The following is a 22,275-nucleotide window of genomic DNA, read 5'->3' as shown; positions in this document are numbered from 1 at the left end:
TGATTTTGGACTTGACTGCCCAGGGCGCCTGGTGCAGAAGTTACAGCTGTGAAACATGGACGTGACTGAATTGACGCGCTGCGTGACTAGCGTCGGGGGCGAGGCACAGACCCCGACGAAAGCGACCACGAATGATCGACGACAAGACGAGTACCGCCACACTGGAGCCGACGACGGCGGCAAGCACCGCCGTCGGAACCGGCACCTCGGGTGCTCCAGCAGCCGGCAACTCCGACGCAATGAGTGCAGCGAAGGAGAGCCTGGAGGATTACACGCTCCGCTTCGCCCCGCGCTCCTACCGGAAGTGGAGCGCCGGTGTGGTGGCCACGAGCGCGCTGGGTGGCATCGCCTACCTGGCCGACTTTTCGATCGGCGCGAACATCGGCATCGCGTACGGAACGGTGAATGCGATCTTTGGCATCATTGTGGCGGCCGTGATCATCTTCGCCACCGGGTTCCCGTTGGCCTACTACGCCGCCCGGTACAACATCGACCTTGACCTCATCACCAGAGGCTCGGGCTTTGGCTACTACGGCTCGGTGGTCACCAACATCATCTTCGCCACCTTCACGTTCATCTTCTTCGCCCTCGAGGGCTCCATCATGGCCCAGGGGTTGCAGTTGGGCCTGGGTATCCCTCAATGGATCGGCTACGCAGTGTCCACCATCATCATCATTCCCTTGGTGATCTATGGGATGAAGACACTCGCTACGTTGCAGGTGTGGACCACCCCGCTCTGGCTGTTGCTGATGGTGGTTCCCGTTGGCTACCTGCTGCTGTCGCACCCCGAGAGTATCGATGCCTTCTTCGCTTTCACCGGCGCGTCCGGCGGGGGCGGCCCCAACCTGGCCTCGGTGATGCTGGCCGCAGGTGTTTGTTTGTCCCTGATGGCGCAGATCGCTGAGCAGATCGACTACCTTCGCTTCATGCCGCCCAAGACCGCCGAGAACAAGGGTGCCTGGTGGCGCGCCGTGATCCTCGCCGGACCGGGCTGGGTCATCTTCGGTGCCATCAAGCAGATCATTGGCCTGTTCATCGCGATCTACCTCATTGCCAAGCTGGACCCCGCAGCTGCTTCTTCCGCGAATGAGCCGGTCCACCAGTTCCTGGGCGTCTACGAGGAGATGATGCCGGCATGGCTGGCGATGACACTGGCTGTGGTGCTGGTGGTTATTTCCCAGATCAAGATCAACGTCACCAACGCCTACTCGGGTTCGCTGGCCTGGACCAACTCCTTCACCCGCATCACCAAGACCTACCCGGGCCGCATGGTGTTCGTGGTGGTCAACCTGGTCATCGCGCTGATCCTGATGGAGTCGAACATGTTCGAGTTCCTCAACACCATCCTCGGTTTCTACGCCAACTGCGCTATGGCCTGGGTGGTCACGGTTGCCTCCGATATCGCGATCAACAAGTACCTGCTGAAGATCTCGCCCAAGGTTCCGGAGTTCCGCCGCGGCATGCTCTACGCCGTGAACCCGGTGGGCTTCGTGTCCATGCTGGTCTCAGCGGGAGTCTCCATCGCGGTGTTCTTCGGGGCGTTCGGTTCCGGTGTCCAGCCGTTCTCGCCCATCTTCGCGGTGGGTCTGGCCCTGGTGCTGCCGCCCGTTCTCGCCCTTGCCACGAAGGGCCGCTACTACCTGCGCCGGACTGACGACGGCATCGACCTCCCCATGTTCGATGCCGACGGCAACCCGAGCGACGCGAAGCTTCTCTGCCACGTCACGGGCCTTGAGTTCGAACGCCCGGACATGCTCCGGTCCGGTCAGGACGGGCCCGACGGCGAACCCCAGTACATCTCGTCCCTTGCCTTGTCCACGGATAAGTCGGGCGAGCTGGTGCTCCCGGCCCAAAAGTAGCCTCTTCCCGAACCCAACCAGGTGTCAGAGCAGGTCGTTTTGAGAGCTCAGTAGGACCTGATCTGCGACCTACTTGGGTGCACGCAGAACGCCCCGGCTTCCAGGAAAGGAGCCGGGGCGTTCTGCTGTGTGTTTAGTGCTGTGTTTGCGGGGCCAGGGGCTTACTTGTCGAAGGCGTCCTTTGCGGCGTCTTTGACGTTCTCGCCGGCCTGCTTGGTCTTGGCCGCCGCTTGGTCAGCGACACCCTCGGCCTGCAGTTTCTCGTTGTTGGTGGCGTCGCCCAAGGCTTCCTTTGCCTTGCCGGTGACTTCCTGTGCCTTGTTGCTGATCTTGTCTCCGAGTCCCATGGGCCCTCCTTCGATGTAATCAAACGCTGACAATTGCTAGGCTATCGAGCAATTCTGGGTACTTCCTGAATGGACTCCAAAAATAGTCAGGATGCTTACACTGAGACCATGGCTGAGGAGATCCGGAACGAACAAACGGAGAAGACAGACCTTGACGAGGACATCGCCATGGCCTTGGTCAACAATGTGGCGTCCGGGTCCTACGCTCCTGACGGGGAGAGCGCGGATCCCCGCACCAAATACCCGTCGGGTGAATTCGAGCCACAAACCCAGGATTACCCCGGCTGGACCGAGGCCATGAACCCACGGCCCGACCATGGCGAGCAAAGCTATGTGGGCCACCACCGCCTGCTGGGCCGCCGGACCCTGATCACCGGCGGCGACAGCGGAATCGGCAAGGCCGTGGCCATCGCCTTTGCCCGGGAAGGTGCCGATGTTGCGTTCACCTACCTGCCCGAAGAAGAGCAGGACGCCGAGCACACGGTCCAGCTGATTGAAGACGCCGGAAGCAGGGCATTGGCATTACCAGGCGACCTGCGGGACGAGGAGTTCTGTCAGGAGGTCATTGCCCAGACCGTGATGGATTTCGGTGGGCTCAACGTCCTGGTGAACAACGCCGGGTTCCAGATGACAACAAGCCAAGGAATCGAAGACCTCAGCACCGATCAGTTTGACCGGACGTTCAAGACCAATGTCTACGCCCTGTTCTGGCTCACCAAGGCTGCCCTCCCTCACCTGCAGCCGGGCTCCGCCATCATCAACACCTCGTCCATCCAGGGCTACCACCCAAGCCCGTCCCTGATCGACTACGCCGCTACCAAAGCAGCGATCAACAGCATGACCTTTTCCTTGGCGGAATCACTGGGGCCGAAGGGCATCCGCGTCAACGCTGTGGCCCCAGGTCCGGTGTGGACCCCGCTGCAGCCGCCCACCCAGCCCGTGGAAAAGATCCAGGCGTTCGGGCAGGACACCCCGCTGGGCCGTGCGGGGCAGCCGGCCGAACTTGCTTCGACCTATGTGTTGTTGGCCAGTGAGGATTCCAGCTATATCTCGGGATCGGTCATTGGCGTCACGGGTGGGAAGCATTTGGCCTGATCGTCCGGGGGTTCAAAACGTGGGATCAGGGACGTCTTCGACGCTGAGTGAGCGCCGGCCATCCCGAAACTACCGGCAAATAAAACCATAAGTAATCTGACCATCGGTGTTAACATGGTGGGCAAGGGAGAGTTTCGGGCAGAGATGACCGAGGAGTGTCCGCATTGCCGTCAATGAAAAACCCTCTGGTTCCAGGGGACGCAACCCGTCCTCACGCCGAACCCCTCCGGTGCAGCCAATGCCGGTCCGCTGATCACTTGGATCTGGAAACCATCGAATCCATTGACCCGCATGCCGGCGATTTGATGGTCCGGGTGTCCTATAGCTGCCTGGCCTGCGAGGCGTCGTACGCCCACAACGCTGCGTTCCATGACGTTGCCGCGGTCCTCAACCGCAGCGGAAGCGTTTCCGGGTTGCTCCAATTCGGTGGGACGTACTTTCACTGCGGAGAAGCCATGACCTTCGCGAAATCGTCCACCCGGAGCGTATACGCCCCCATGACCACTGAGGACGTGGACGACGGCTTGCTGGACGTTTACCTGAAGACGCGCGTGATTCAATGCCGCTGCGGATTCCGGATGGAGCTGCCGGCCTGAGAGCCCGTAGTTTCGAGATGGTCTGATTGGGCCACACTTCGAGTATCAAGCACAGCGTGGGCCACGAGCGGCGCCCATAAAAGCCGCCCATCAGGAGGTAGTGCACATGGACACGGGACAACTGGTTCTCATTATCGTGTTGGCCGTCGTCGTTATTGCTGTGGTGATTGCCGCAGTGGTGATCGGACGCCGTACGAGAACGGAGATGAACCGGCACCGGGCCGAGGAGTTGCGTGAGAAGGCAGCCGAGGAAGCCATCGGAGCACACCAAGCCAAAGCCGAGTCGGCGCAGGCTGAAGCGGCCGCGCTCCAGGCGGAAGTCGAGGCGAACCGGCTTCGCAAGGACGCGGAGCGCCACGCGGAGAAGGCCGGCGAGGCGCATGAGCGGGTCGAGGAGCACCTTCGGCACGCTGACAAGCTGGACCCCAACGTCAGGGATGGCCGCGGGGCAGACGAGGAACGCGATGAGCATACGGAGCGCGCGACTGGTCGGGACCAGGCAACGGTCGACGACGGTGCGCGCCTGAGGCGCGACCGCAACGGACGTGACGATTCAGTGCGTGACGATTCAACGCGCGAGGGTGACAGGAATTCATAGTTTCCATGGAACGGAGGCAGGAAGTGAGCATCGTGGTGAGACGAACAGGTCAGGCGGTGCGCTCGGCTGAGTCGAAGGCGAGCCGGCACGCGGTTGACGTCGTTTTGGGGCATTTGGGGGAGATCGGCCCGGCAGTAGCGGCACTGCGGCGCGAATCTTCCAGGCTCGCCGAATGGGGCGAACAGCTGGCACTTGTCAGGCTGCGCGGTGGAACTGTCTTTGCCGCGGGCAGTGACGGGTCCTCGCACGAGGCCCAGAGATTCACTTCCGAGCTTGCCGCCCACGATCCCGGGGACGGTTCCGGTTTCAAAGCGATCTACATCCCCAAAGGCGCCGACGGATCAGATGGGGCCGCAGGAAGTATTAGTGCCCGGATCTCGGATCAGGTCCGACGCGGAGACATTGTGGTGCTGCTCGCCGCGAAGGGAATCACCGAGGACCTCAGGGATGCTGCTGCCGCCGCGAAGTCTGGTGGAGCGCGGGTGTGGGCTCTGACCGGAAAGGAATCCAAGGACCTGGCGCAGTCGGTCGATGAGGCCATCTGCGTCAACACGGACCCCGCCCACGCGGAGGAAGCGCACCTCGTCGCGGTGCTGGCCCTCTGTGAGTGCTTCGATGACGCACTGAAGAACCGCAACGCGGAGTAAGTCCTCCCGCGCTGACACGTGCGTGTGATCTGCGCCTCTATCGGAATAGTTGCAGACGCCTTGCAGTTGGGCAGAGTGAACCTGTTTCATTCTGAAAGGAACTGCGCATGCTGTTTTCCCCCCTGGCCCTCGGCGAGCTTGAACTTTCCAACCGACTGGTGATGGCGCCCCTGACGCGTCTTCGTGCGGGTCAGAATGGCGTGCCGGGTCCGTTGATCGCCGAGCATTACAGGCAGCGGGCTTCCCTGGGGCTGATCGTGAGCGAGGGTACCTACCCGGTTCCGGCCGGCCAGTCATACCCGGGACAGCCCGGACTCGTCACCGACGAACAAATCGCGGGTTGGAAGACAGTCACCGAGGCCGTTCACTCCGAGGGTGGGCGCATCTTCGCGCAGGTCATGCACGGTGGCCGCGTTTCGCACTCGGACATCACGGGCGGCAATGAGATCGTTGGTCCCAGCGCTGTCGCCATCGACGGCGAAGTCCGCACCCCCAGCGGCAAGCAGCCGTACCCGGTCCCGCGCGAACTCCGCACCGACGAACTGCCGGGTGTCATTCAGGAAATCGTCACCGCATCCAAGAACGCCATCGAGGCAGGGTTCGACGGCGTGGAACTCCACTCCGCCAATGGTTACCTGCTGCACGAATTCCTTGCGCCCAATTCCAACATCCGCACGGACAGCTACGGTGGCTCCCCGGAGAACCGGGCCCGCTTCGTGATCGAGACCGTCAACGCCGTGGTGGAAGCCCTCGGTGCCAACCGTGTGGGCATCCGGATTTCCCCGGAGCACAACGTCCAGGGCATCGCGGAAACCGATGCCGCTGACGTCCGGGCAACATATGAAGTCCTGGTGGACACCATCGCACCGCTGAACCTCGCTTACCTGAGCATCCTGCACCACGACCCCAAGAGCAGCCTGGTCCAGGATCTCCGGGAGCGTTTCAATGGGACGTTCCTTGTCAACACCGGGTTCAGCGAAATTACGACCCGCGACGAAGCCTTCGCCATCATCGAAGGCGGCCTCGCGGACGCCGTGGTGGTCGGCCGCCCCGCCATTGCCAACCCGGACCTCGCCCGCCGCTGGCGCGAAAGCCTGCCGCTCAACGAGCCGGACGCCTCCACCTTCTACGCCGACGGCGCCGAGGGCTACACCGACTACCCGTTCTACGCGAACTAGGTCCGTCATCCGCTGTTAGGCCAAAGCACCTCAGCAGAACCACGACGTCGGCGCCCGCCCGGGTGCCGACGTCGTGGTTTAACCTTGCGGCCGCCCGCGCGGAATATGACCGGTCCCGCGCCTGCTTTCCTATAGGATTTGTGGCATGTCTGATCCTTCCCCGGCTGGTGCCCGCGCTGGTTTTCCCGTCAGCCGCCAAGTGTTGGCCGACCACGTTTATGAAGCGCTCCTCGAGTGGCTCATGGACGGCCGCCTGGAGCCCGGGGCGGCCGTGAGCATCGACGGGATGGCGCGCGAACTCGACGTTTCTCCCACTCCGGTGCGCGAAGCCCTGGCTCGCCTGGAGCACACTGGCATGGTCCGGCGCGTTGCGCTGAAAGGGTACCGGGTGGCGCCCGTATTCACCCGGGAGGACTTTGCGGAGCTCATGGAAGCCCGCCTGTCCATCGAGCCCGTTAACGCCAAGTTGGCTTGTTCCCGCATGACGCCGGACGGATTGGACGCCCTGAAGCGGGCCGTGGAGGATCTCAAGACCGCCCCTCGTGGGGGCACGTTTGCCGAGTACCGCAGCTACCTTGAGGCAGACGAGCGGTTCCATCAGCTCATCGCCGCGCAGGCCAACAACCAGTTCCTGCTCGCGGCCTACAACACCCTCGGTGGCCAGATCCAGCGCTTCCGGCTGTTCGGGGGAGTGGGCATCACTGATGCGGAGCAAGCCATTGCAGAGCACCAGGCTGTGCTTGACGCCATGCTCGGCGGCGACCCGGAGAAGGCCGCGGAGATGATGGTTGACCACGTCGAAAAGGTCCGTGGCCGGGCTATGGCTGACGCGCCGGAGGACTAAGCACGGGACTAGACAAGGGGCTCGCCGGCTGCGCTGGCGGGCCTTCTTTGTGCGCACAGTGACCCCCTTCACATGCATATGTAAGACATATAGGATCTAGGAAGTTCCGGAAAAGGGTTGACAGTCTTGCTTGATTCGTAAATCCTATAGGAAACAGGATTCCACGAAGGAGTGATCGTCATGGCGTACACCGCCGAGAATTGGCCCATTACCGCGGCCCTCCTGCAGTTCCCGGGCACCGACGCCGCGGGGCAGCAGGTCAACGACGCCGATGCTTCCGTTTGGGCCTCGGTCCTCCAGGAAGTGAAGGACGCAGGTTTTGCCAACGCGGACCTCACTGACAGCTGGGTTCGTCCGGGCGACCTCAGCAAGGATCGCCTCGCCGAGTTCAAGCAGACCGCTGATGAAGTGGGCATCGGTGTTCCGGTCATCTCTGCCATCCGCCGCAGCGTCATCCACGCGACGGACTGGGCCGAGAACCTGGCGTACAGCCACCGGACCATTGACGCCGCCGCGGAGCTCGGTTGCGAAGTCGTATCGTTTGGACTCCACCAGGCCATCACCCCGGAGCAGCAGAAGCAGCTGTGGTTCTGGACCGTCGAGGGATACAAGGACCCGGTGGGGGACAAGGAAGCGTGGGGCAACGCCGTCTCCCGCCTCCGTGAGCTCGGCCAGCACGCAGCAGACGCCGGCATCCTCCTTTCCTTGGAAATGTACGAGGACACGTACCTCGGAACCGCTGACTCTTCAGTTCAACTGGTCCAGGACATCGGCCTGGCCAACGTGGGCCTCAACCCGGACCTCGGCAACCTCATCCGACTGCACCGGCCCATCGAGGACTGGCGCGAGATGGTGGCAAAGACCCTGCCGTACTCGAACTACTGGCACATGAAGAACTACATCCGCGACGAAGACGTTGCCCGTGACAGCTACATCACCATGCCGGCCCCGATGGAAAGCGGACTCATCAACTACCGCGAAGCCTTCAAACTGGCTCTCTCCGTGGGCTTCCAGGGCATCCTCTGCACCGAGCACTACGGCGGCGACGGCCTGAGCGTCACGGCCAGCAACCAGGACTACCTCCGCCGCCACGTCCTGCCCAAGAGCGAAGGCTACGAACTCGGCAAGAGCCAGGTAGCGCAGGGGCGCCAGGAACCAGCCACGCAGCTCGCAGGAGTTTAGGAACATGACACAGATTTTCGACAACCCGGCAGACTTCGCCGATGAAGCGTTGGACGGCTTCGTTGCGGCCAACCGTGGCTATGTTGCCCGCGTTGATGGCGGCGTCGTCCGCTCCACTGAAGTCCCTGCCGGCCAGGTGGCGTTGGTGGTCGGCGGCGGTTCGGGACACTACCCGGCGTTTGCCGGACTCGTCGGACCCGGACTCGCGACGGGCTCGGCCTGCGGGAACATGTTCGCTTCCCCGGCCGCAGGCCAGGTGTACCGGGTGGCCAAGGCTGCCAACGCCGGAGGCGGAGTCCTCCTGAGCTACGGCAATTACGCCGGCGACGTCCTGCACTTCGGCCAGGCCCAGCTCCGGCTCAACGCCGAGGGCATCGAAACACGCACGGTCACCGTCACGGACGACATCGCCAGTGCTCCGATCGGCGAACTCGGGAAACGCCGTGGCATTGCCGGTGACCTGACGGTCTTCAAGATCGCCGGTGCCGCGGCCGAAGCGGGACTGGACCTTGACGACGTCGAGCGTTTGGCCATCAAGACCAACTACCGGACCCGTTCGCTGGGTGTGGCCTTTGACGGGTGCACACTGCCGGGCGCCAAGGATCCGCTGTTCCACGTGCCGGCCGGGCAGATGTCGCTCGGCCTCGGGATTCACGGCGAGCCCGGCATCTCCGAGCACCCGATGCCAACAGCGTCCGAGCTGGCCGAACTTCTCGTCTCTAAACTCCTCAACGACAAGCCCGAGGACGCAGGTGACCGGGTGGTTGCCATCGTCAACGGACTTGGCACGGTGAAGTACGACGAACTCTTCCTGCTGTTCGGCAAGGTCGAAAAGCTGCTGACCGCGGCCGGGCTCACCGTCGTTGAACCGGAATGCGGCGAGTTGGTGACCAGCCTGGATATGTCCGGACTGTCCCTGACCCTGCTGTGGTTGGACGAGGAATTGGAACAGTACTGGGCTGCGCCTGCCGACACCCCGGCGTTCCGCAAGGGCAGCATGTCGCCCCGCGCACCTCGCGCTGACGCGGTAATCGACGACGCCGAAACCGCCGACGCAGAACAGACCACCTCAGCTGCGGCTGACCTCGGGCGGTTGGCTCTTGCCATCCTCGCCCAGGTGCGGGACGTCGTGGTGGACCATGAGGAAGAGCTCGGCAAGCTGGATGCCATTGCTGGCGACGGCGACCACGGAATCGGCATGCGCCGTGGCGTGGATGCCGCAGCGGCGGCCGGGGAAAGCGTGTCCGGTTCGTCTGCAGCACGCATCCTGACCACGGCCGGAGAGGCCTGGAGCGAACGCGCCGGCGGCACGTCCGGAGCCCTGTGGGGCTCGGCAGTTATCGCCGCCGGACAAGCACTGGGCAACCGGGATGCATACGCGGCGCAGGACGCAGCGGTCGCGGTCAATGCCTTCGTCCGCGCCATCACCGAACTCGGCAAGGCCGAGCCGGGGGACAAGACCATGGTGGACGCGCTCCTGCCGTTCAGGGACGCCTTCCAGACGGAGCTCGACGGCGGCGCTCCCGTTGACCGGGCCCTGGCGGTCGCCGCCGCGGCGGCCCAGTCAGCTGCCGCGAAGACCGCGGACCTGCGTCCCCTCAAGGGCCGGGCCCGTCCCCTCGCGGAAAAGAGCCTGGGCCATCCCGACCCCGGGGCAGTCTCCTTCGGGCTGATTGCCGCCAGGATTTCACAGTTCATCGATTCACAACTGGCCACGGTTGCCTCAGCCGGAGAGCTGTCGGCAACGGCCGGAAACGGAGCCCAAGCATGAGCAACACCCAAGGCTGGCGCATCGTCGTTGGCAATGACGAAGCCGGAGTCGAGTACAAGCAGGCACTTCTCGCCTTGCTGGAGGCGGACCCGCGCGTGGCATCGGTGACCGACGTCGGCGTTGGTTTCAACGACTCCACCGCGTACCCGCACGTCGCCGTTGACGCCGCCCGCAAAGTGGCCGAGGGCGAGGCAGACAGGGCACTCCTGATCTGTGGCACAGGGCTCGGGGTTGCTATTGCAGCCAACAAGGTCCCAGGAATCCGCGCGGTCACCGCCCACGACAGCTACTCCGTGGAGCGTTCGGTGCTGAGCAACAACGCCCAGGTCCTCACCCTCGGCCAGCGGGTGATTGGCTTGGAACTGGCCAAAAAGCTCGTAGGGGAGTGGCTCGACCACCGCTTCGACCACACCTCATCTTCCGCCGCCAAGGTGGATGCCATCTGCTCGTACGAGCCCGACTACACGAAGGCAGTCTGATCATGACCACTCCTGAAGCAACCGAAGGTTCCTCGAAGAACGCAGCCCGGAAGATCGCCGTCGTCGGCTCCGGTTACATGGGTGGCGGCATCGCCCAGGTCTTGGCTCTTGGCGGGGCGCGTGTTGCCCTGGCCGATGTCTCTGCCGAGATCGCGCAGAAGAACTTCGACCGCCTCCTGGTGGAGTCGGACCAGTTCATTGCCGACGGACTCTTCCCAGCGGGTTCCACGGAAATCCTCAAGCAGAACCTGTGGGCCGCCAAGGACATTGAGGAAGCAGTCGCGGACGCCGACTTCATCGAAGAAGCCGTTCCCGAAGTCCTGGAGATCAAGCACCAGACCCTCGCCCGGATCAGTGCCGCGGCCCGCCCGGACGCCGTGATCGGTTCGAACACCTCCACCATCTCCATTGGTGCGCTCGCGGAGGCCGTCACCAAGCCGGAGCGTTTCCTGGGCGTCCACTTCTCCAACCCGTCGCCGTTCATTCCTGGCGTCGAGGTCATCCCGCACGCCGGCACCGCTGCCGCTACCGTCGCCGCCTCCCGCGAGCTGGTCCACGCGGCCGGCAAACAGACCGCCGTCGTCAAGGACGTTACCGGTTTCGTGCTCAACCGCCTGCAGTACGCGCTCTTCCACGAAGCGGCGCAGCTGGTGGAGCAGGGCATCGCAACAGCGGACGACGTCGACACCCTGGTCCGTACGACATTCGGCTTCCGCTTGCCGTTCTTTGGTCCGTTCGCCATCGCGGATATGGCCGGTTTGGATGTCTACAACTTCTGCTACAAGTCGCTGCAAACAGGATTCCCGGAACGCTTCGCGACGCCGAAGATCCTGTCGGACCTGGTTGAGGCAGGCAAGCTCGGCACCAAGACCGGCGCCGGGTTCCTCAACGTCCCCGCCGAGCGCACGCCCGAACTCATCGCTTACCGCAACAAGGCCTACGTCGCTATGCAGAAGCTCATTGAAGAGCTCGGCCCGGCCCCCATCAACTAACCCTTCCTTCAGGAGTAAACACATGACTTTCCCCGCAGAACGCACCGCAATCGTCACCGGCGCCGTTTCCGAACGCGGCATCGGCCGCGCAACAGTCAACTACCTGGCCGCCCAAGGCTGGAACATCGGCATCATCGACCTGGATGACGCCGCCTGCAAGATCGCAGCCAAGGAAATCGCCGCGGAATACGGCGTCCAGGCCCACGGCGTTGGCGCCAACGTGGCCAGCGAGGCCGAGGTCCGCGCCGCCATTGACGAACTGGAGGCAGAACTGCCGCAGATCGTCGCCCTGGCCAATGTTGCCGGAGTCAGCTCGCCTGTTGGTTACCTCGAACTTGAACCGGCCGAATGGGACCGGGTCCTGAACATCAACCTCAATGGCGTCCACTACGCCACCCGCCGCGCGGCCGAGTCCATGGTCAAGAACCGCATCGGCCGCATCGTCAACATCTCCTCTGTTTCCGCCCAGCGTGGCGGCGGAACCTTCTCCAAGACCCCGTACTCGGTGGCCAAGGCCGGCGTCATCGGCCTGACCCGCGCAACCGCCCGTGAGCTGGGTGAGTACGACATCACCGTCAACGCCATTTCCCCCGGCCCCATCGACACCGACATCATGGGCGGCACCCTGAGCCAGGAACGCAAGGACGAACTCACCAAGGACCTTGTGGTGAACCGGGTGGGCTCCACCCGCGACATTGCTGCCGCCATCGCCTTCCTCATCAGCGAGGACTCCGGATACATCTCCGGCCAGACGCTGAATGTGGATGGCGGACTGTACATGCACTAGGCGCCCCCATGCGGACCTGGACAAGAGAACGCAAGATCTACCTTGCCGTGGGCATCCTTGCCTGCGCAGTGGGCATGGTGCTCATTTTCTTCCCGCGCTGACCGCGGCTGCATTAGTTGTTTCCTGTCACTCAAAGAGGAGTTTCAATGTCTGTTGCCACCAATTCCACCAAGGAGTTGCTGGATACGCCGGTCCTCAAATCGGCGATCTCCAAAGCGTCACGGCGGCTCATGCCGATGCTCGTCATCCTGTACGTGGTGGCCTTCCTGGACCGCACCAACGTTGGCTTCGCAGAAGCAGCGCTGGAAGTGGACAAGGGCATCACAGCGGGCGCCTACGCCCTGGGCGCGGGGATCTTCTTCATCGGTTACGCGCTGTTCGAGATCCCCAGCAACCTGCTGCTCACCAAGTTCGGGGCCAAGGTGTGGCTCGCCCGCATCGCCATCACGTGGGGCATCGTCTCGGCGTGCTTTGCTTTCGTGCAGGGCGAGACGTCGTTCATCATTCTCCGGTTCTTGCTGGGCGTCACTGAGGCCGGGTTGTTCCCGGGCGTCATCATGTTCCTGGCGGCGTGGTTCCCCAACAAGGTCCGAGTGAAGATGTTCGCCATCTTCTACCTGGCCCAGCCCTTCTCCCAGATGATGGGTGCACCGCTGTCCGGTTGGCTCATCAACATCGGTGACCAGGTCCCGGGCGTTGCAGGCTGGCAGGTGATGTTCTTCGTCGAAGGCATGCTGGCCGTCCTGGCCGGTATCGCCGCCTACTTCTTCCTTATCAACAGCCCACAGGACGCCAAGTTCCTGACCAAGGAAGAGAAAAAGGCGCTGTCCGACGTCATGGCACTCGAAGACACTGTCAAGGAGGAAACGGGTCCCCGGGGCGTCCTGGCCTCCATGCGGAACGGCCGCGTCTGGTACTTCACCGTCATCTACTTCTGCCTGCAGGTAGCGGTCTACGGTGTGACGTTCTACCTGCCCCAGCAGGTGGCGCAGCTGACCGGACAAAAGGTGGGCATCGCCGTCGGACTTCTTGCGGCTATCCCGTGGTTCTTCGGAATCTTCGCCTGCTACTTCATCGGCAAGGCCGCCAACACGGTGGCGCGTCGTCGCCGTTGGGGCACGGCACTGTTCATCTCCACGGGGCTCTGCATCTTCGGATCCGCGTGGGCGGGCGCCAACCAGCTGCCCGCGCTCGGCATCATCTTCATCACCTTGGCGGTGTGCAGCTTCTTGTCCACCGGTCCCATTTGCTGGTCGTATCCGACGGCGTTCCTCACCGGAACTGCCGCGGCTGCCGGCATCGGGCTGATCAACTCCCTTGGAAACCTGGGCGGGTTCGTCGCCCCGATCCTGCGCACCACGGTCAACCAGGTCACGGCCTCGGACACGGGAACCATGGGCGTCTACGCCTTGGGCGTCCTGCCTTTCGTTGCGGCATTGCTGATGTTCGGTACCAAGCGCTTCAGCAACAAGGCCGACGAACTGCTGGGCAAGTAGATCGTGATGCTCTCTGCTCCTGACACCCTGTTCATCGGGGTCAGCACCAAGATGTACATGGGCTACGCGCAGAGTCTGGCGTGGTTGGAGCAGCTGGTAGCAGAAGTGGACGCCCGTCCGGCCCTTGCGGCCGGGCGGGTGGTCCCGTTTGTGATCCCGTCCTTTCCGGTTTTGCCTGCAGCGGCGCGGATGCTGGAGGGCACAGCCTTGGTGCTCGGCGCCCAGAACTGCGGCTGGTCTGATGGGCCGTGGACGGGTGAGGTTTCTCCGTCGATGCTTGCTGAACTCGGGGTTGGCCTGGTGGAAATCGGTCATGCCGAGCGGCGACGTTTCTTTGCAGAAGACGAGGCGATGATCGCGCTCAAGGTCAGCGCCGCCGTCGACTCCGGGCTGACGCCGCTGCTGTGTGTGGGGGAACGCGACGTCGGCGATCCGGAGGCGGCGGCTGATACGGTGTTCCGGCAGATCAAGGCAGCAGTGGCAGGTGACTGGTCCGTTGCCTCACAACTGGTTATCGCTTACGAACCTGTGTGGGCGATCGGGGCCCCGGAGCCCGCCTCAGCCGGGTATGTTTCGCGGGTAGCGGCCGCGCTACGGGAATCGCTGGGCCACCACGGACTGGCAGGAATTCCCGTCATCTACGGCGGATCGGCGCAACCAGGCTTGATGCCACAGCTGGACGGGGTGTCAGGGCTTTTCCTTGGCCGGTTCGCGCACGACGCCACCAACTTTGGCCGGGTCCTGGACGAAGCCCTGAGTTTTTGTACAGCAGATGCCCCTAAGACGCCTTCTAAAGGGCATTAGGTGTACAAAAACTCCGCTGGCAGAGGGCCACGAATCCGCCAAGGTTCTCCAGGCCTTCCGGATGCGTCGGCAGGTAGTTGGTAAGCTCCGGCGAACGCACGACGACGGCACGCCACTGACCGCGCGACACCGCCACGTTGATCCGGTTGCGGGACAGCAGGAATTCCATGCCGCGGGGAACTTCGCCAGCTGCCGACGCTGCCATGGAAACGATGACCACAGGTGCTTCCTGGCCCTGGAACTTGTCCACGGTACCCACACGCACCTTGCCCAGCCCTGCTGCCCTGAGCTCATGCTTGATGAGCTGGACCTGGGCGTTGTAGGCCGCGACCACCAGGATGTCTGTTTCCTCGAGGGGGCGGCGGTCCGGAGAGTCCGAAGGGTCCAGCCATTTCAAGCCCAGATGAGCCTGGACTTGCCGCACCACTTCGGCAGCTTCCTCGGGGGAAGCAGTCGAGTTGGCCGTATGCGGCACGTAAACGCAGGAAATACCCGGAGCCGCGCCCTCCACGGATCGTTCCTTCGCCGCAGGGGCAGCCTCGAGCCGATTGTCGTAGGACAGCTCGGAAACGGCGCTGCACAGCTCCGGATGCATGCGCCACGACAACGCCAGGAAATAGCCCAGATGTGCGGGCAACGTGTTGTAGCCCTCCGACAACCAGCCCAAAGCTGATTCATCAACCGGTTCCGGGTGCTTGCCCTGGGTGACCTGCGGAAGCTGCTGTGGATCGCCCAGCAGCAGGAGCCGTTTGGCTGCCCGGCTGACGGCCATGGTGTTGGCAAGCGAGAACTGTCCCGCTTCGTCGATGACCAGGAGATCAAGCGAACCGGCCGGGACTTCCTTGCCCACCATGGTCCAGGCGGTGCCTCCGATCAGGGCCCCACCTGGCCGGGCCAGCAGTTCTTCGACGTCGCCCTTGGCACAGTTCGTCCAGGGCACAGGATCGTTGTGCTTGACATCCTTGGCCACGAGGCGGGGATCGACGCCGGCCTTCTCCACGGCAGCGCAGAGCATGTTTTCCACGACCGCATGGGATTGCGCCACGACCCCGACTTTCCACCCGTCGGCCACCAGCCTGGCAAGCACGTGGGCACCCACGTGGGTCTTCCCGCTGCCCGGTGGACCTTGGACTGCCACGTAGGAATGGTCCAGGTCCTTCACTGCCGCCGTAATGGCATCAATGTAGCCATCGGGGCCGGAGGGTATGGCTGGAAGGTGGGCCAAGGTGCGCAGCCGCGGCTGCTGCCGGCGGACCAGGTCCAAGGCCGGATCCTTGGGCCAGGAAGGCAACGATGCGCGGAGCTTGGTGGCCAACGCGGCCAAGGCGGCCCGCTGCCCATTCGTCTGAATCGGGCTGTCCGGGGTCAGCGCCATGGGGGTTTGTGTGAACTCCGTCGAATCGTTGCGTAGTTTCTCGGCGATGGTGACCGATTCGAAGTCTCCCTCTTCGCCGACGTCGATGACCTCCGTTCCAGCCCAACCTGCACGGCCGAGCACCGGGGATTCCTTGGCCGCCAACGCGTCCGGCAACGGGGATTGGTACATGCGGAAGTACTTCCTGCCGCGGTCCAGTCCGGCTCCGTCACCTGACCGGCCGAGCAGTTTCACGATCCGTGCAGGGTTGCTGCGAGGGGTTGGTTTGGCCCAGTCCTGCAGCAACTCGACGTGGTCCACGATGAAGAGATCGCGGGACTCGTCCCATTGCGAAGTCGGCTTTTCCAGGCGGTCGAAGTGTCCCCACCAGTGCTGTTTGTCCTCGCGGCGGTGATACCCGACTCCGGCGGCGACGATGCTGATGGCCCGGAAGTCCGATGGCGTCTGATCATCTTCGGGCAACCGGGCAAGGTAGTCGAAAAGGGCCTTCTCTTCCGGTGGTGCCTCGTACTTCTCCGGCTCGGCCTCTGATCGGGGCTCGTCCTCCACGGGGCCGCCCGGAACGATCGAGCGCTCTGCCGCACGGGCGAGCAGCCAGTTACGCAACTCCAGTGTTGAGAGGCAGTCGTATTCGTTGTAGTCCCGGATACCTTCGAGAATGGTGGCAGCTTGCTCGGCTTGGCCCGTGTCCCTGGCAGTGCAGAAGTCGGCGTAGGCAACCACGGAAGCACCGGCGTCGGTGACATCACCCGAGCGCAGATGCTGCCCCATGTAGAGGGGTTCCAGCTTCTTGATGCTGTAGGAGTTCTCGGAGACCCGGATGCTGTGCCGGACGGTGTCGTAGAGGTCCACCAGGACGCCTTGGCGCAGGAGGTCGTCGACGGCGGTTTCGCCCACCACATGCGTCAGCGAAAGATTGCGAAGGGCCGTCTTTTCGTAGGCCGCGTAGTGGTAGATGTGCATTCCGGGGTAAATGGCGCGGCGCTTGGCAACGTATTCCAGGAAGTCCACAAACGCTTGACCTTCCTCCACCCGTGAGTGCGCCCAGAATGGCCGGAAAACAGGCTCGGCACCCGGTTCCACTGGGTTCTCGATAACCCCGAACAGATACTCGAGACCCCACTTTCCGCTGGCGGGATCCTGCCAGAGGGGGTCTCCCTCGAAGTCGAAGAAGATGTCGCCCTGATCGGGAGCCGGGAGCCTTCCCAACGTGTTATCCGGGAGCACCTTGTAACTAACAGACTTGGCTTCACCGGTCTTGTCCGTGTAGTCGACGGTGCCGTCCGGGGTGCCTGTGCCGGTCTGGAGTTGGGCTTGCTCGCGGAGCCTGAGCAGCGTCGAGTCGCCAGTGGCCGGCATGGCCGCGAGCTGATCGATGGTGGTCACCCCGGTCTCGATCAGTTTCTTGCGACGGCTGATTCTCATGCCAGCCACCATGAGCAGATCCCTGTGCATCTGGACCTGCTCGGCGCAGTAGTCACAGCGGCCGCAAGCGGAGAAGCGGGTGTCGCCCCACTCCGCGGGGCCGGCCTCCGAAACATGGGCAGCTGTCATGCCGAGGAAGCGTTCCCGGCGTTCCTTGAAGACGGGGAGGATCTGTGCGAGGGGGTGGTCGCTGTGGATGCGGTTGCCCAGCACCAGGGTGACGGTTGGATCCAGGGTTATTCCGGCCTTGAGGAGCTGGTCTCCGTAGGCGGCAAGCTGCAAAAGTGCTGTGACCTTGGCATGGCGGGCCAGCTTGGTATCGAACACCGCATACAGTCCGCCGGGTTGCTTGACCAGAAAATCCGAGCGTCCGTGGAACTGGCCGTCGAAGAACGCGGCTTGGAATACTACATCCGCTCCGAGGCGCAGGGTGTGGACGGATTCCGCATGCTTGGCCGTCAGGGTGGCACGGTCCATCGAAGTGGCGGGGACGACGTCGTAAACGCCTTTTCCTGTTGCCGCGTCCCAGTGCCCGAATTCAGCCACGAACTCGTCCAGTACGCGATGTTCGTGTACGTCGCCCAGCTTGGCCGTGCGATCCAACATGGCGTCCGCCGCGAAGTCCGGCTTGGGTGACCGGCCGAGTTTTTCATCGAGTTTCCGGAGCAATTGGTATTCGCAGGTGGCCGCGATGACGAGGTCGCTGGCCGAGAAGACCAGGTCCTGCGGGGCGCCCGCTGTCTCCGGATCGAGAAAGAACACAGCGACCCACCTCTCTTCCACACCAATTGAACCAAGCCAGTTGAATCCTTGTAGCCAAGCTATCAGCGGGCACCGACAAAATAACTTCCGGCAAAGTAGCGTCGGGCCAACCTAGACTGCACCCATGACTGAAACAGCCCCCACCATTGACCCTGCTTTCGAAGCCGCGTACCAGGCCGCACAGAAGAGCCTCAGCGAGGGCGGCATTCCCATCGGGGCGGCCTTGGCCCGGGGCGGAGAAGTCATCGCCAGTGGCCACAACGAAAGGGTGCAGCACGGCGATCCGATTGCGCACGGCGAGATGTCCGCACTTCGTGCCGCCGGACGCCAAAAGACATACCGTGACACCACGCTCTACACCACGTTGGCGCCCTGCGCGATGTGCACGGGAACCATCATCCAGTTCAAGATCCCGCGCGTAGTGGTGGGCGAAGCCGAGACGTTCCCTGGCGAATTCGACCTCCTGCGTTCACGCGGCGTCGAGGTAGTGGTCCTGGACGATGCGCGCTGCGTGGACATGATGCGTGCATTCCAGGCAGAACACCCCGAACTGTGGGCCGAGGACATCGCTGAGTAGCCGCCGCGACTAAGCCGCGGCAAGGAGAGAGCGACGGCGGCACCAAGGGCGGGGTGCCGCCGTCGCCGGCTACAGAGGATCCATATACCAGCTAGCCATCCGACGGCTTTTTGGCAGGCTTCCTCGGAGCCGACCGGCGGGAACGGGCCGCCGGAGTTGATGGAATCAGTTCCTTGACTTGGGCCAGCACTGCGGCGTTGGCGCCACGGGTGCCCAGATCCTTGGCGAGGGTCTCGACCTCGGACTTCGCGGCCGCGGTACTGTCCGCTTTGGCGTGGAGTTCGGTACGCAGCTCCACCAGGCCGCGGTAGGCGAGGTTGCTTGCTGCGCCAGCGCCTTGCTGGTAGCTGGCCAGGCCGGCATCAGTCAGCGCCAGTGCACGCTCAGGGTCGGCGCTGTGGTGCTTGACCATCTTTTCGTCCTTGCGGCGGTAGAAGTCATCTCCCACGGACTGCGCGACGGCGGTGGCAGCCTTGACGCCCAAGGGCCCGCCACCGAAACGCCCGGCCGCCTCGGTCAGTGCGTCCAGGCCCTTGCTGAGATACGGCGACATGGAGCCCTCGAAAGCGAGGGTCAGGCCCACCTCGCGCGTGAAGAACTCCGGCGCGAACCGGTCCTCTTCACGGGTGACGGGAAAACCGACACGAAGAGGCAAGGTATTGGACGCTTGGACGATACCGTCCGTGGCATAGACGGCGCGGACCAGGTACTGCCCGGGCTCGTCGAAAGCGAAGCCTCCCACTCCGTAGGCGAGCTGGACGAGTTGGCTGTAGCGGTCGCTGCCGTCGTCGTCGCCCACCGGCGCAGGAGCCAGCGTTACGATCTCCGGAAGTCCGTAGAAGCAAACCACCGATTCATGCAGCACCACAGTTCCGTTGGGCTTCTGCACGTAGACCGTCGTGTTGCCGTACCGGGGATCGAGCCTGCCATCCACCATGACGGGCACGTCGGTGGTATTCCGCAACCGGAACTCGATGGACACGGGCTCCATGTAGTCGAAGTGGTCCTTGGCCGAGAGCGTCAGTTCAACGTCGCTGCCCGGCCCGGAGACCGTCATGGCGCCGGCAGGGGATTCCAGATGCCCGCCGGAGGCCCAGGGATCTCCACCCATGATCACGGAGGCCCGGTCACCGTGGCGCATGTGGAGGAGCTCGTCGTCGTCAAAGCGGAAACGGAAGTTGGCCCAGAAAGTGTCCGTGCCGTTGCGCTGATCGTATTTCCAGTCGTAGTTCATCCAGGACAGTGCATCCGGGCGGGCTTTGTCCCAGGCATGCAGGAAGTTGAAGGCGTGCCCGGCTTCGTGGACCCAGGTGTAGAGGAAGTGCCGCATGGCCCAGGCCTGATCCTGGGTGGTGGGGTTGGAGACAAGGTTGGTGAACCAGGAATGGTTCCGGAACACCGCAAAACCCTGGCGGTCGGGTCCGCGACCAGCGCCGCCAAAGCCCGCAGCGGCGTCGAACATAATGCCACCCACCCCCGCGCTGTCAAAGATGCCGGCCTGGATGCCCCACATGTTCCACGCGGGCCACCCCGAGTTGTACTTGCCGAACGAGGTTTCCATGGCGTCGTGGAGTTCGCCGACATTCCATGAAGCAAAGCCGGCGGCGCTGTCGTCGATGACTGTATGGACCGGATCGACGGTGACCGCGATTCCGGCGTCCTTATACGACGACTCGATGGTGATGGTTCGGTTGGGCAGGTCCGCGGGTCGGTTGTTGTGGGCATGGCTGTTGTAGATGGGAACCTTGGGTTCTATGTCTACGGACGAGCAATAATCCAACTCCAGGTTCATGTCACGGAAGGCGTCCGAACGGTAGGTGCACGCGTAGGGCTGGCCGAGGACTCCGCCGGAAGTAAAGGTGGCAACAGCTCCCGTGACTGCGCCGTGGGACCACGACACCACAATGTCCACCGTGGTGGCAGGATGGGTTCCTTTCCAATAGCGGACGGTTCCGAGGATATGCACGTCGGTATCGGTGAACGTCACAAGGGGTGTGTCCACGATCCAGGACTCAACATACGTCTTCACAAGTTGGTTGACCCCTGCCACCTTGACGAAGCGGGTGCTGTAGAAGTCACCGCTGACCTTGTTCATGACAGGAGACTGGACGCCGTCGCGGGAGTCGATATCCAAACGGAGGTCCACTGCGCTTCCGATGGGGCCGGGGTTGCCTTGAAAACCTTCATATCGCCCGCTGACCGCTGCGGGTCGCCGGCACCTCCAGAATTCCGTGGAGGGAAGGGACTGGACAGGTTCATGGGAGACGTCAGGGTTGTAGTAGGTGCTGGGGACGTTGGGGGTGTCCATGGGGAGATCTTTCTCGCTCTTCAAGCAGTCAATATGCGTTCGTTCATGGATCTGCACATGAACGGCATGACGGTTCAGGGCGAGGCGGGTGCGCGTGATGAGTGCTCAATATGAGTCCGAATGGCCAATGCCCAGAAGCCGTGTGTAACCCAAAATGAGGATACTCCAGCGAATGGATTATATCCATAGGAATGGTGTTGTTTTCTGCCGTCCGGAAGGGGCTGGATCGTCTGGTCAGGTGTTCCCGCCGAGCGTAGGCTGGCATCATCGGCGCCCGGAGCCGAAGGACCCGTGCCGAAGGCCCCGCGTCGATGACCCCAATCGATGAAGGAGGACCCATGAGTGCCGTACGTGAATTCATGACGACGAATGCACAGTGCATCGCCGAGGATAAGACTCTTCAGGAAGCCGCCATGCTGATGAGGGACCTGGACTGCGGTTCACTTCCCATCTGCGGCACCGACGGCAAGCTCACCGGCTTCATCACCGACCGCGACATCGTGGTCAAGTGCTTGGCCGAAGGCAAGGATGCCCGCGAAGTCCTTGCCCGCGAGCTCGCAACCGGCAAACCGTACTGGGTGGACGCCGACGCCAACGTGGACGAGGCTGTCACCATGATGGAGGACCGCCAGGTTCGCCGCCTTCCCGTCATCAGCGACCACAAGTTGGTAGGAATCATCAGCCAGGGCGATATTGCCCGCAACCACTACGCAGAACAGCGCCTCGGCGAAATGGTGGAGCACATCTCCGCCAAGGAACACATGGCCCATTGAGGAACAGCAACCACGCTGAGCCCAGCAACCAATCCAGCCGCCGCGAGGCCTTCCTTAGAGGAAGGCCTCGCGGCCCGTTCCTTCACGCAGTACGAGTTCGCCTTCTTCGATGGAGACGATCAGGCTCTTTGGTTTTCCCACGAGCTTCTTCGTTGCGCTGAGTTTCCTGCTGCTGACTTCCACTCCCACCGTGGCGCCCTTGGCCGGCAGTTCCACAGTGACTTCGTCGGCCATCCCCAGCAACATTTTGGTGGAGATGCCGCGCTCGGAGACGGCTTCCTTGCCGTTGACGGTCACGGTGACGTCGTCGGAGACGAAGCCGTCCTGAAGGATGATGAGCAGTTCCTGCATGGTCCAACTACAGCACTAACGGCGCCGCC

At 63.1% G+C, this 22,275-nt stretch carries 20 protein-coding genes; 16 read left to right on the top strand and 4 right to left on the bottom strand.

The features are described from left to right. Window positions 1-131: 131 nt before the first annotated feature. Entirely contained in the window at window positions 132-1,859 is a 1,728-nt protein-coding gene (locus ACSSVG_RS04450; protein WP_492417546.1) for a purine-cytosine permease family protein, read from the top strand. Window positions 1,860-2,020: 161 nt separating this feature from the next. On the opposite strand, the gene ACSSVG_RS04445 is transcribed toward ACSSVG_RS04450, so the two are convergent. Next, window positions 2,021-2,206: a CsbD family protein gene (locus ACSSVG_RS04445; protein ID WP_018777112.1), complete on the bottom strand. Its 186-nt coding sequence runs from the start codon at window positions 2,204-2,206 to the stop codon at window positions 2,021-2,023. A 108-nt stretch (window positions 2,207-2,314) separates the two neighbouring features. Between ACSSVG_RS04445 and ACSSVG_RS04440 the strand changes: the two genes are divergently transcribed. From ACSSVG_RS04440 to ACSSVG_RS04380, 13 genes are all read left to right on the top strand, one after another. Further along, window positions 2,315-3,301, top strand: a complete 987-nt coding sequence (locus ACSSVG_RS04440) for an SDR family oxidoreductase (protein ID WP_492417544.1) — start codon at window positions 2,315-2,317, stop codon at window positions 3,299-3,301. Window positions 3,302-3,558: 257 nt separating this feature from the next. Beyond that, window positions 3,559-3,897 (top strand): hypothetical protein, encoded by a 339-nt coding sequence (locus ACSSVG_RS04435; RefSeq protein ID WP_253466852.1) that lies wholly within the window; start codon window positions 3,559-3,561, stop codon window positions 3,895-3,897. Window positions 3,898-4,003: 106 nt separating this feature from the next. Beyond that, entirely contained in the window at window positions 4,004-4,495 is a 492-nt protein-coding gene (locus ACSSVG_RS04430; protein ID WP_492417542.1) for a hypothetical protein, read from the top strand. A gap of 5 nt (window positions 4,496-4,500) precedes the next feature. Next, complete coding sequence (locus tag ACSSVG_RS04425; RefSeq protein ID WP_253466859.1) at window positions 4,501-5,142, top strand: SIS domain-containing protein; 642 nt, start codon at window positions 4,501-4,503, stop codon at window positions 5,140-5,142. Window positions 5,143-5,249: 107 nt separating this feature from the next. Continuing rightward, entirely contained in the window at window positions 5,250-6,320 is a 1,071-nt protein-coding gene (locus tag ACSSVG_RS04420) for an alkene reductase (protein ID WP_492417540.1), read from the top strand. A gap of 145 nt (window positions 6,321-6,465) precedes the next feature. Next, complete coding sequence (locus tag ACSSVG_RS04415) at window positions 6,466-7,164, top strand: GntR family transcriptional regulator (RefSeq protein WP_253466864.1); 699 nt, start codon at window positions 6,466-6,468, stop codon at window positions 7,162-7,164. Window positions 7,165-7,344: 180 nt separating this feature from the next. Beyond that, complete coding sequence (locus ACSSVG_RS04410; RefSeq protein WP_231341202.1) at window positions 7,345-8,346, top strand: sugar phosphate isomerase/epimerase family protein; 1,002 nt, start codon at window positions 7,345-7,347, stop codon at window positions 8,344-8,346. Window positions 8,347-8,350: 4 nt separating this feature from the next. Further along, window positions 8,351-10,117, top strand: a complete 1,767-nt coding sequence (gene dhaL, locus ACSSVG_RS04405) for a dihydroxyacetone kinase subunit DhaL (protein ID WP_492417538.1) — start codon at window positions 8,351-8,353, stop codon at window positions 10,115-10,117. Beyond that, entirely contained in the window at window positions 10,114-10,596 is a 483-nt protein-coding gene (locus ACSSVG_RS04400) for a ribose-5-phosphate isomerase (RefSeq protein ID WP_231341200.1), read from the top strand. The genes dhaL and ACSSVG_RS04400 overlap by 4 nt, the downstream gene beginning before the upstream one ends. Window positions 10,597-10,598: 2 nt before the next feature. Then, window positions 10,599-11,588, top strand: a complete 990-nt coding sequence (locus ACSSVG_RS04395) for a 3-hydroxyacyl-CoA dehydrogenase family protein (protein WP_492417536.1) — start codon at window positions 10,599-10,601, stop codon at window positions 11,586-11,588. 22 nt (window positions 11,589-11,610) lie between these two features. Then, window positions 11,611-12,375 (top strand): SDR family NAD(P)-dependent oxidoreductase, encoded by a 765-nt coding sequence (locus ACSSVG_RS04390; RefSeq protein ID WP_253466875.1) that lies wholly within the window; start codon window positions 11,611-11,613, stop codon window positions 12,373-12,375. Window positions 12,376-12,521: 146 nt separating this feature from the next. After that, the gene (locus ACSSVG_RS04385) at window positions 12,522-13,871 is read left to right on the top strand and encodes an MFS transporter (protein WP_231341198.1); all 1,350 of its coding nucleotides are present in this window, start codon (window positions 12,522-12,524) and stop codon (window positions 13,869-13,871) included. Between the two features lie 6 nt (window positions 13,872-13,877). Then, on the top strand, window positions 13,878-14,675 hold the full coding sequence (locus ACSSVG_RS04380; protein WP_492417534.1) for a triose-phosphate isomerase family protein: 798 nt from the start codon (window positions 13,878-13,880) through the stop codon (window positions 14,673-14,675). On the opposite strand, the gene ACSSVG_RS04375 is transcribed toward ACSSVG_RS04380, so the two are convergent. Next, the gene (locus ACSSVG_RS04375; protein WP_492417533.1) at window positions 14,662-18,237 is read right to left on the bottom strand and encodes a TM0106 family RecB-like putative nuclease; all 3,576 of its coding nucleotides are present in this window, start codon (window positions 18,235-18,237) and stop codon (window positions 14,662-14,664) included. The genes ACSSVG_RS04380 and ACSSVG_RS04375 overlap by 14 nt on opposite strands. A gap of 124 nt (window positions 18,238-18,361) precedes the next feature. On the opposite strand from ACSSVG_RS04375, the gene ACSSVG_RS04370 reads away from it, so the two are divergent. Further along, window positions 18,362-18,814 (top strand): nucleoside deaminase, encoded by a 453-nt coding sequence (locus tag ACSSVG_RS04370; protein ID WP_492417531.1) that lies wholly within the window; start codon window positions 18,362-18,364, stop codon window positions 18,812-18,814. 91 nt (window positions 18,815-18,905) lie between these two features. On the opposite strand, the gene ACSSVG_RS04365 is transcribed toward ACSSVG_RS04370, so the two are convergent. Then, window positions 18,906-21,122, bottom strand: coding sequence for a hypothetical protein (locus tag ACSSVG_RS04365; RefSeq protein ID WP_492417529.1), 2,217 nt, complete (start codon window positions 21,120-21,122; stop codon window positions 18,906-18,908). A gap of 338 nt (window positions 21,123-21,460) precedes the next feature. Here ACSSVG_RS04365 and ACSSVG_RS04360 point away from each other — a divergent pair, with 338 nt between their 5' ends. Further along, entirely contained in the window at window positions 21,461-21,895 is a 435-nt protein-coding gene (locus ACSSVG_RS04360; RefSeq protein WP_231341193.1) for a CBS domain-containing protein, read from the top strand. A gap of 54 nt (window positions 21,896-21,949) precedes the next feature. Here ACSSVG_RS04360 and ACSSVG_RS04355 read toward each other — a convergent pair whose 3' ends face one another. After that, on the bottom strand, window positions 21,950-22,246 hold the full coding sequence (locus ACSSVG_RS04355; RefSeq protein WP_231341192.1) for a hypothetical protein: 297 nt from the start codon (window positions 22,244-22,246) through the stop codon (window positions 21,950-21,952). Window positions 22,247-22,275 lie beyond the last annotated feature (29 nt).

The sequence above is a fragment of the Paenarthrobacter sp. E2MeOHC11 genome (assembly GCF_058744955.1).
This window is presented reverse-complemented; position numbering and strand designations above follow the sequence as displayed.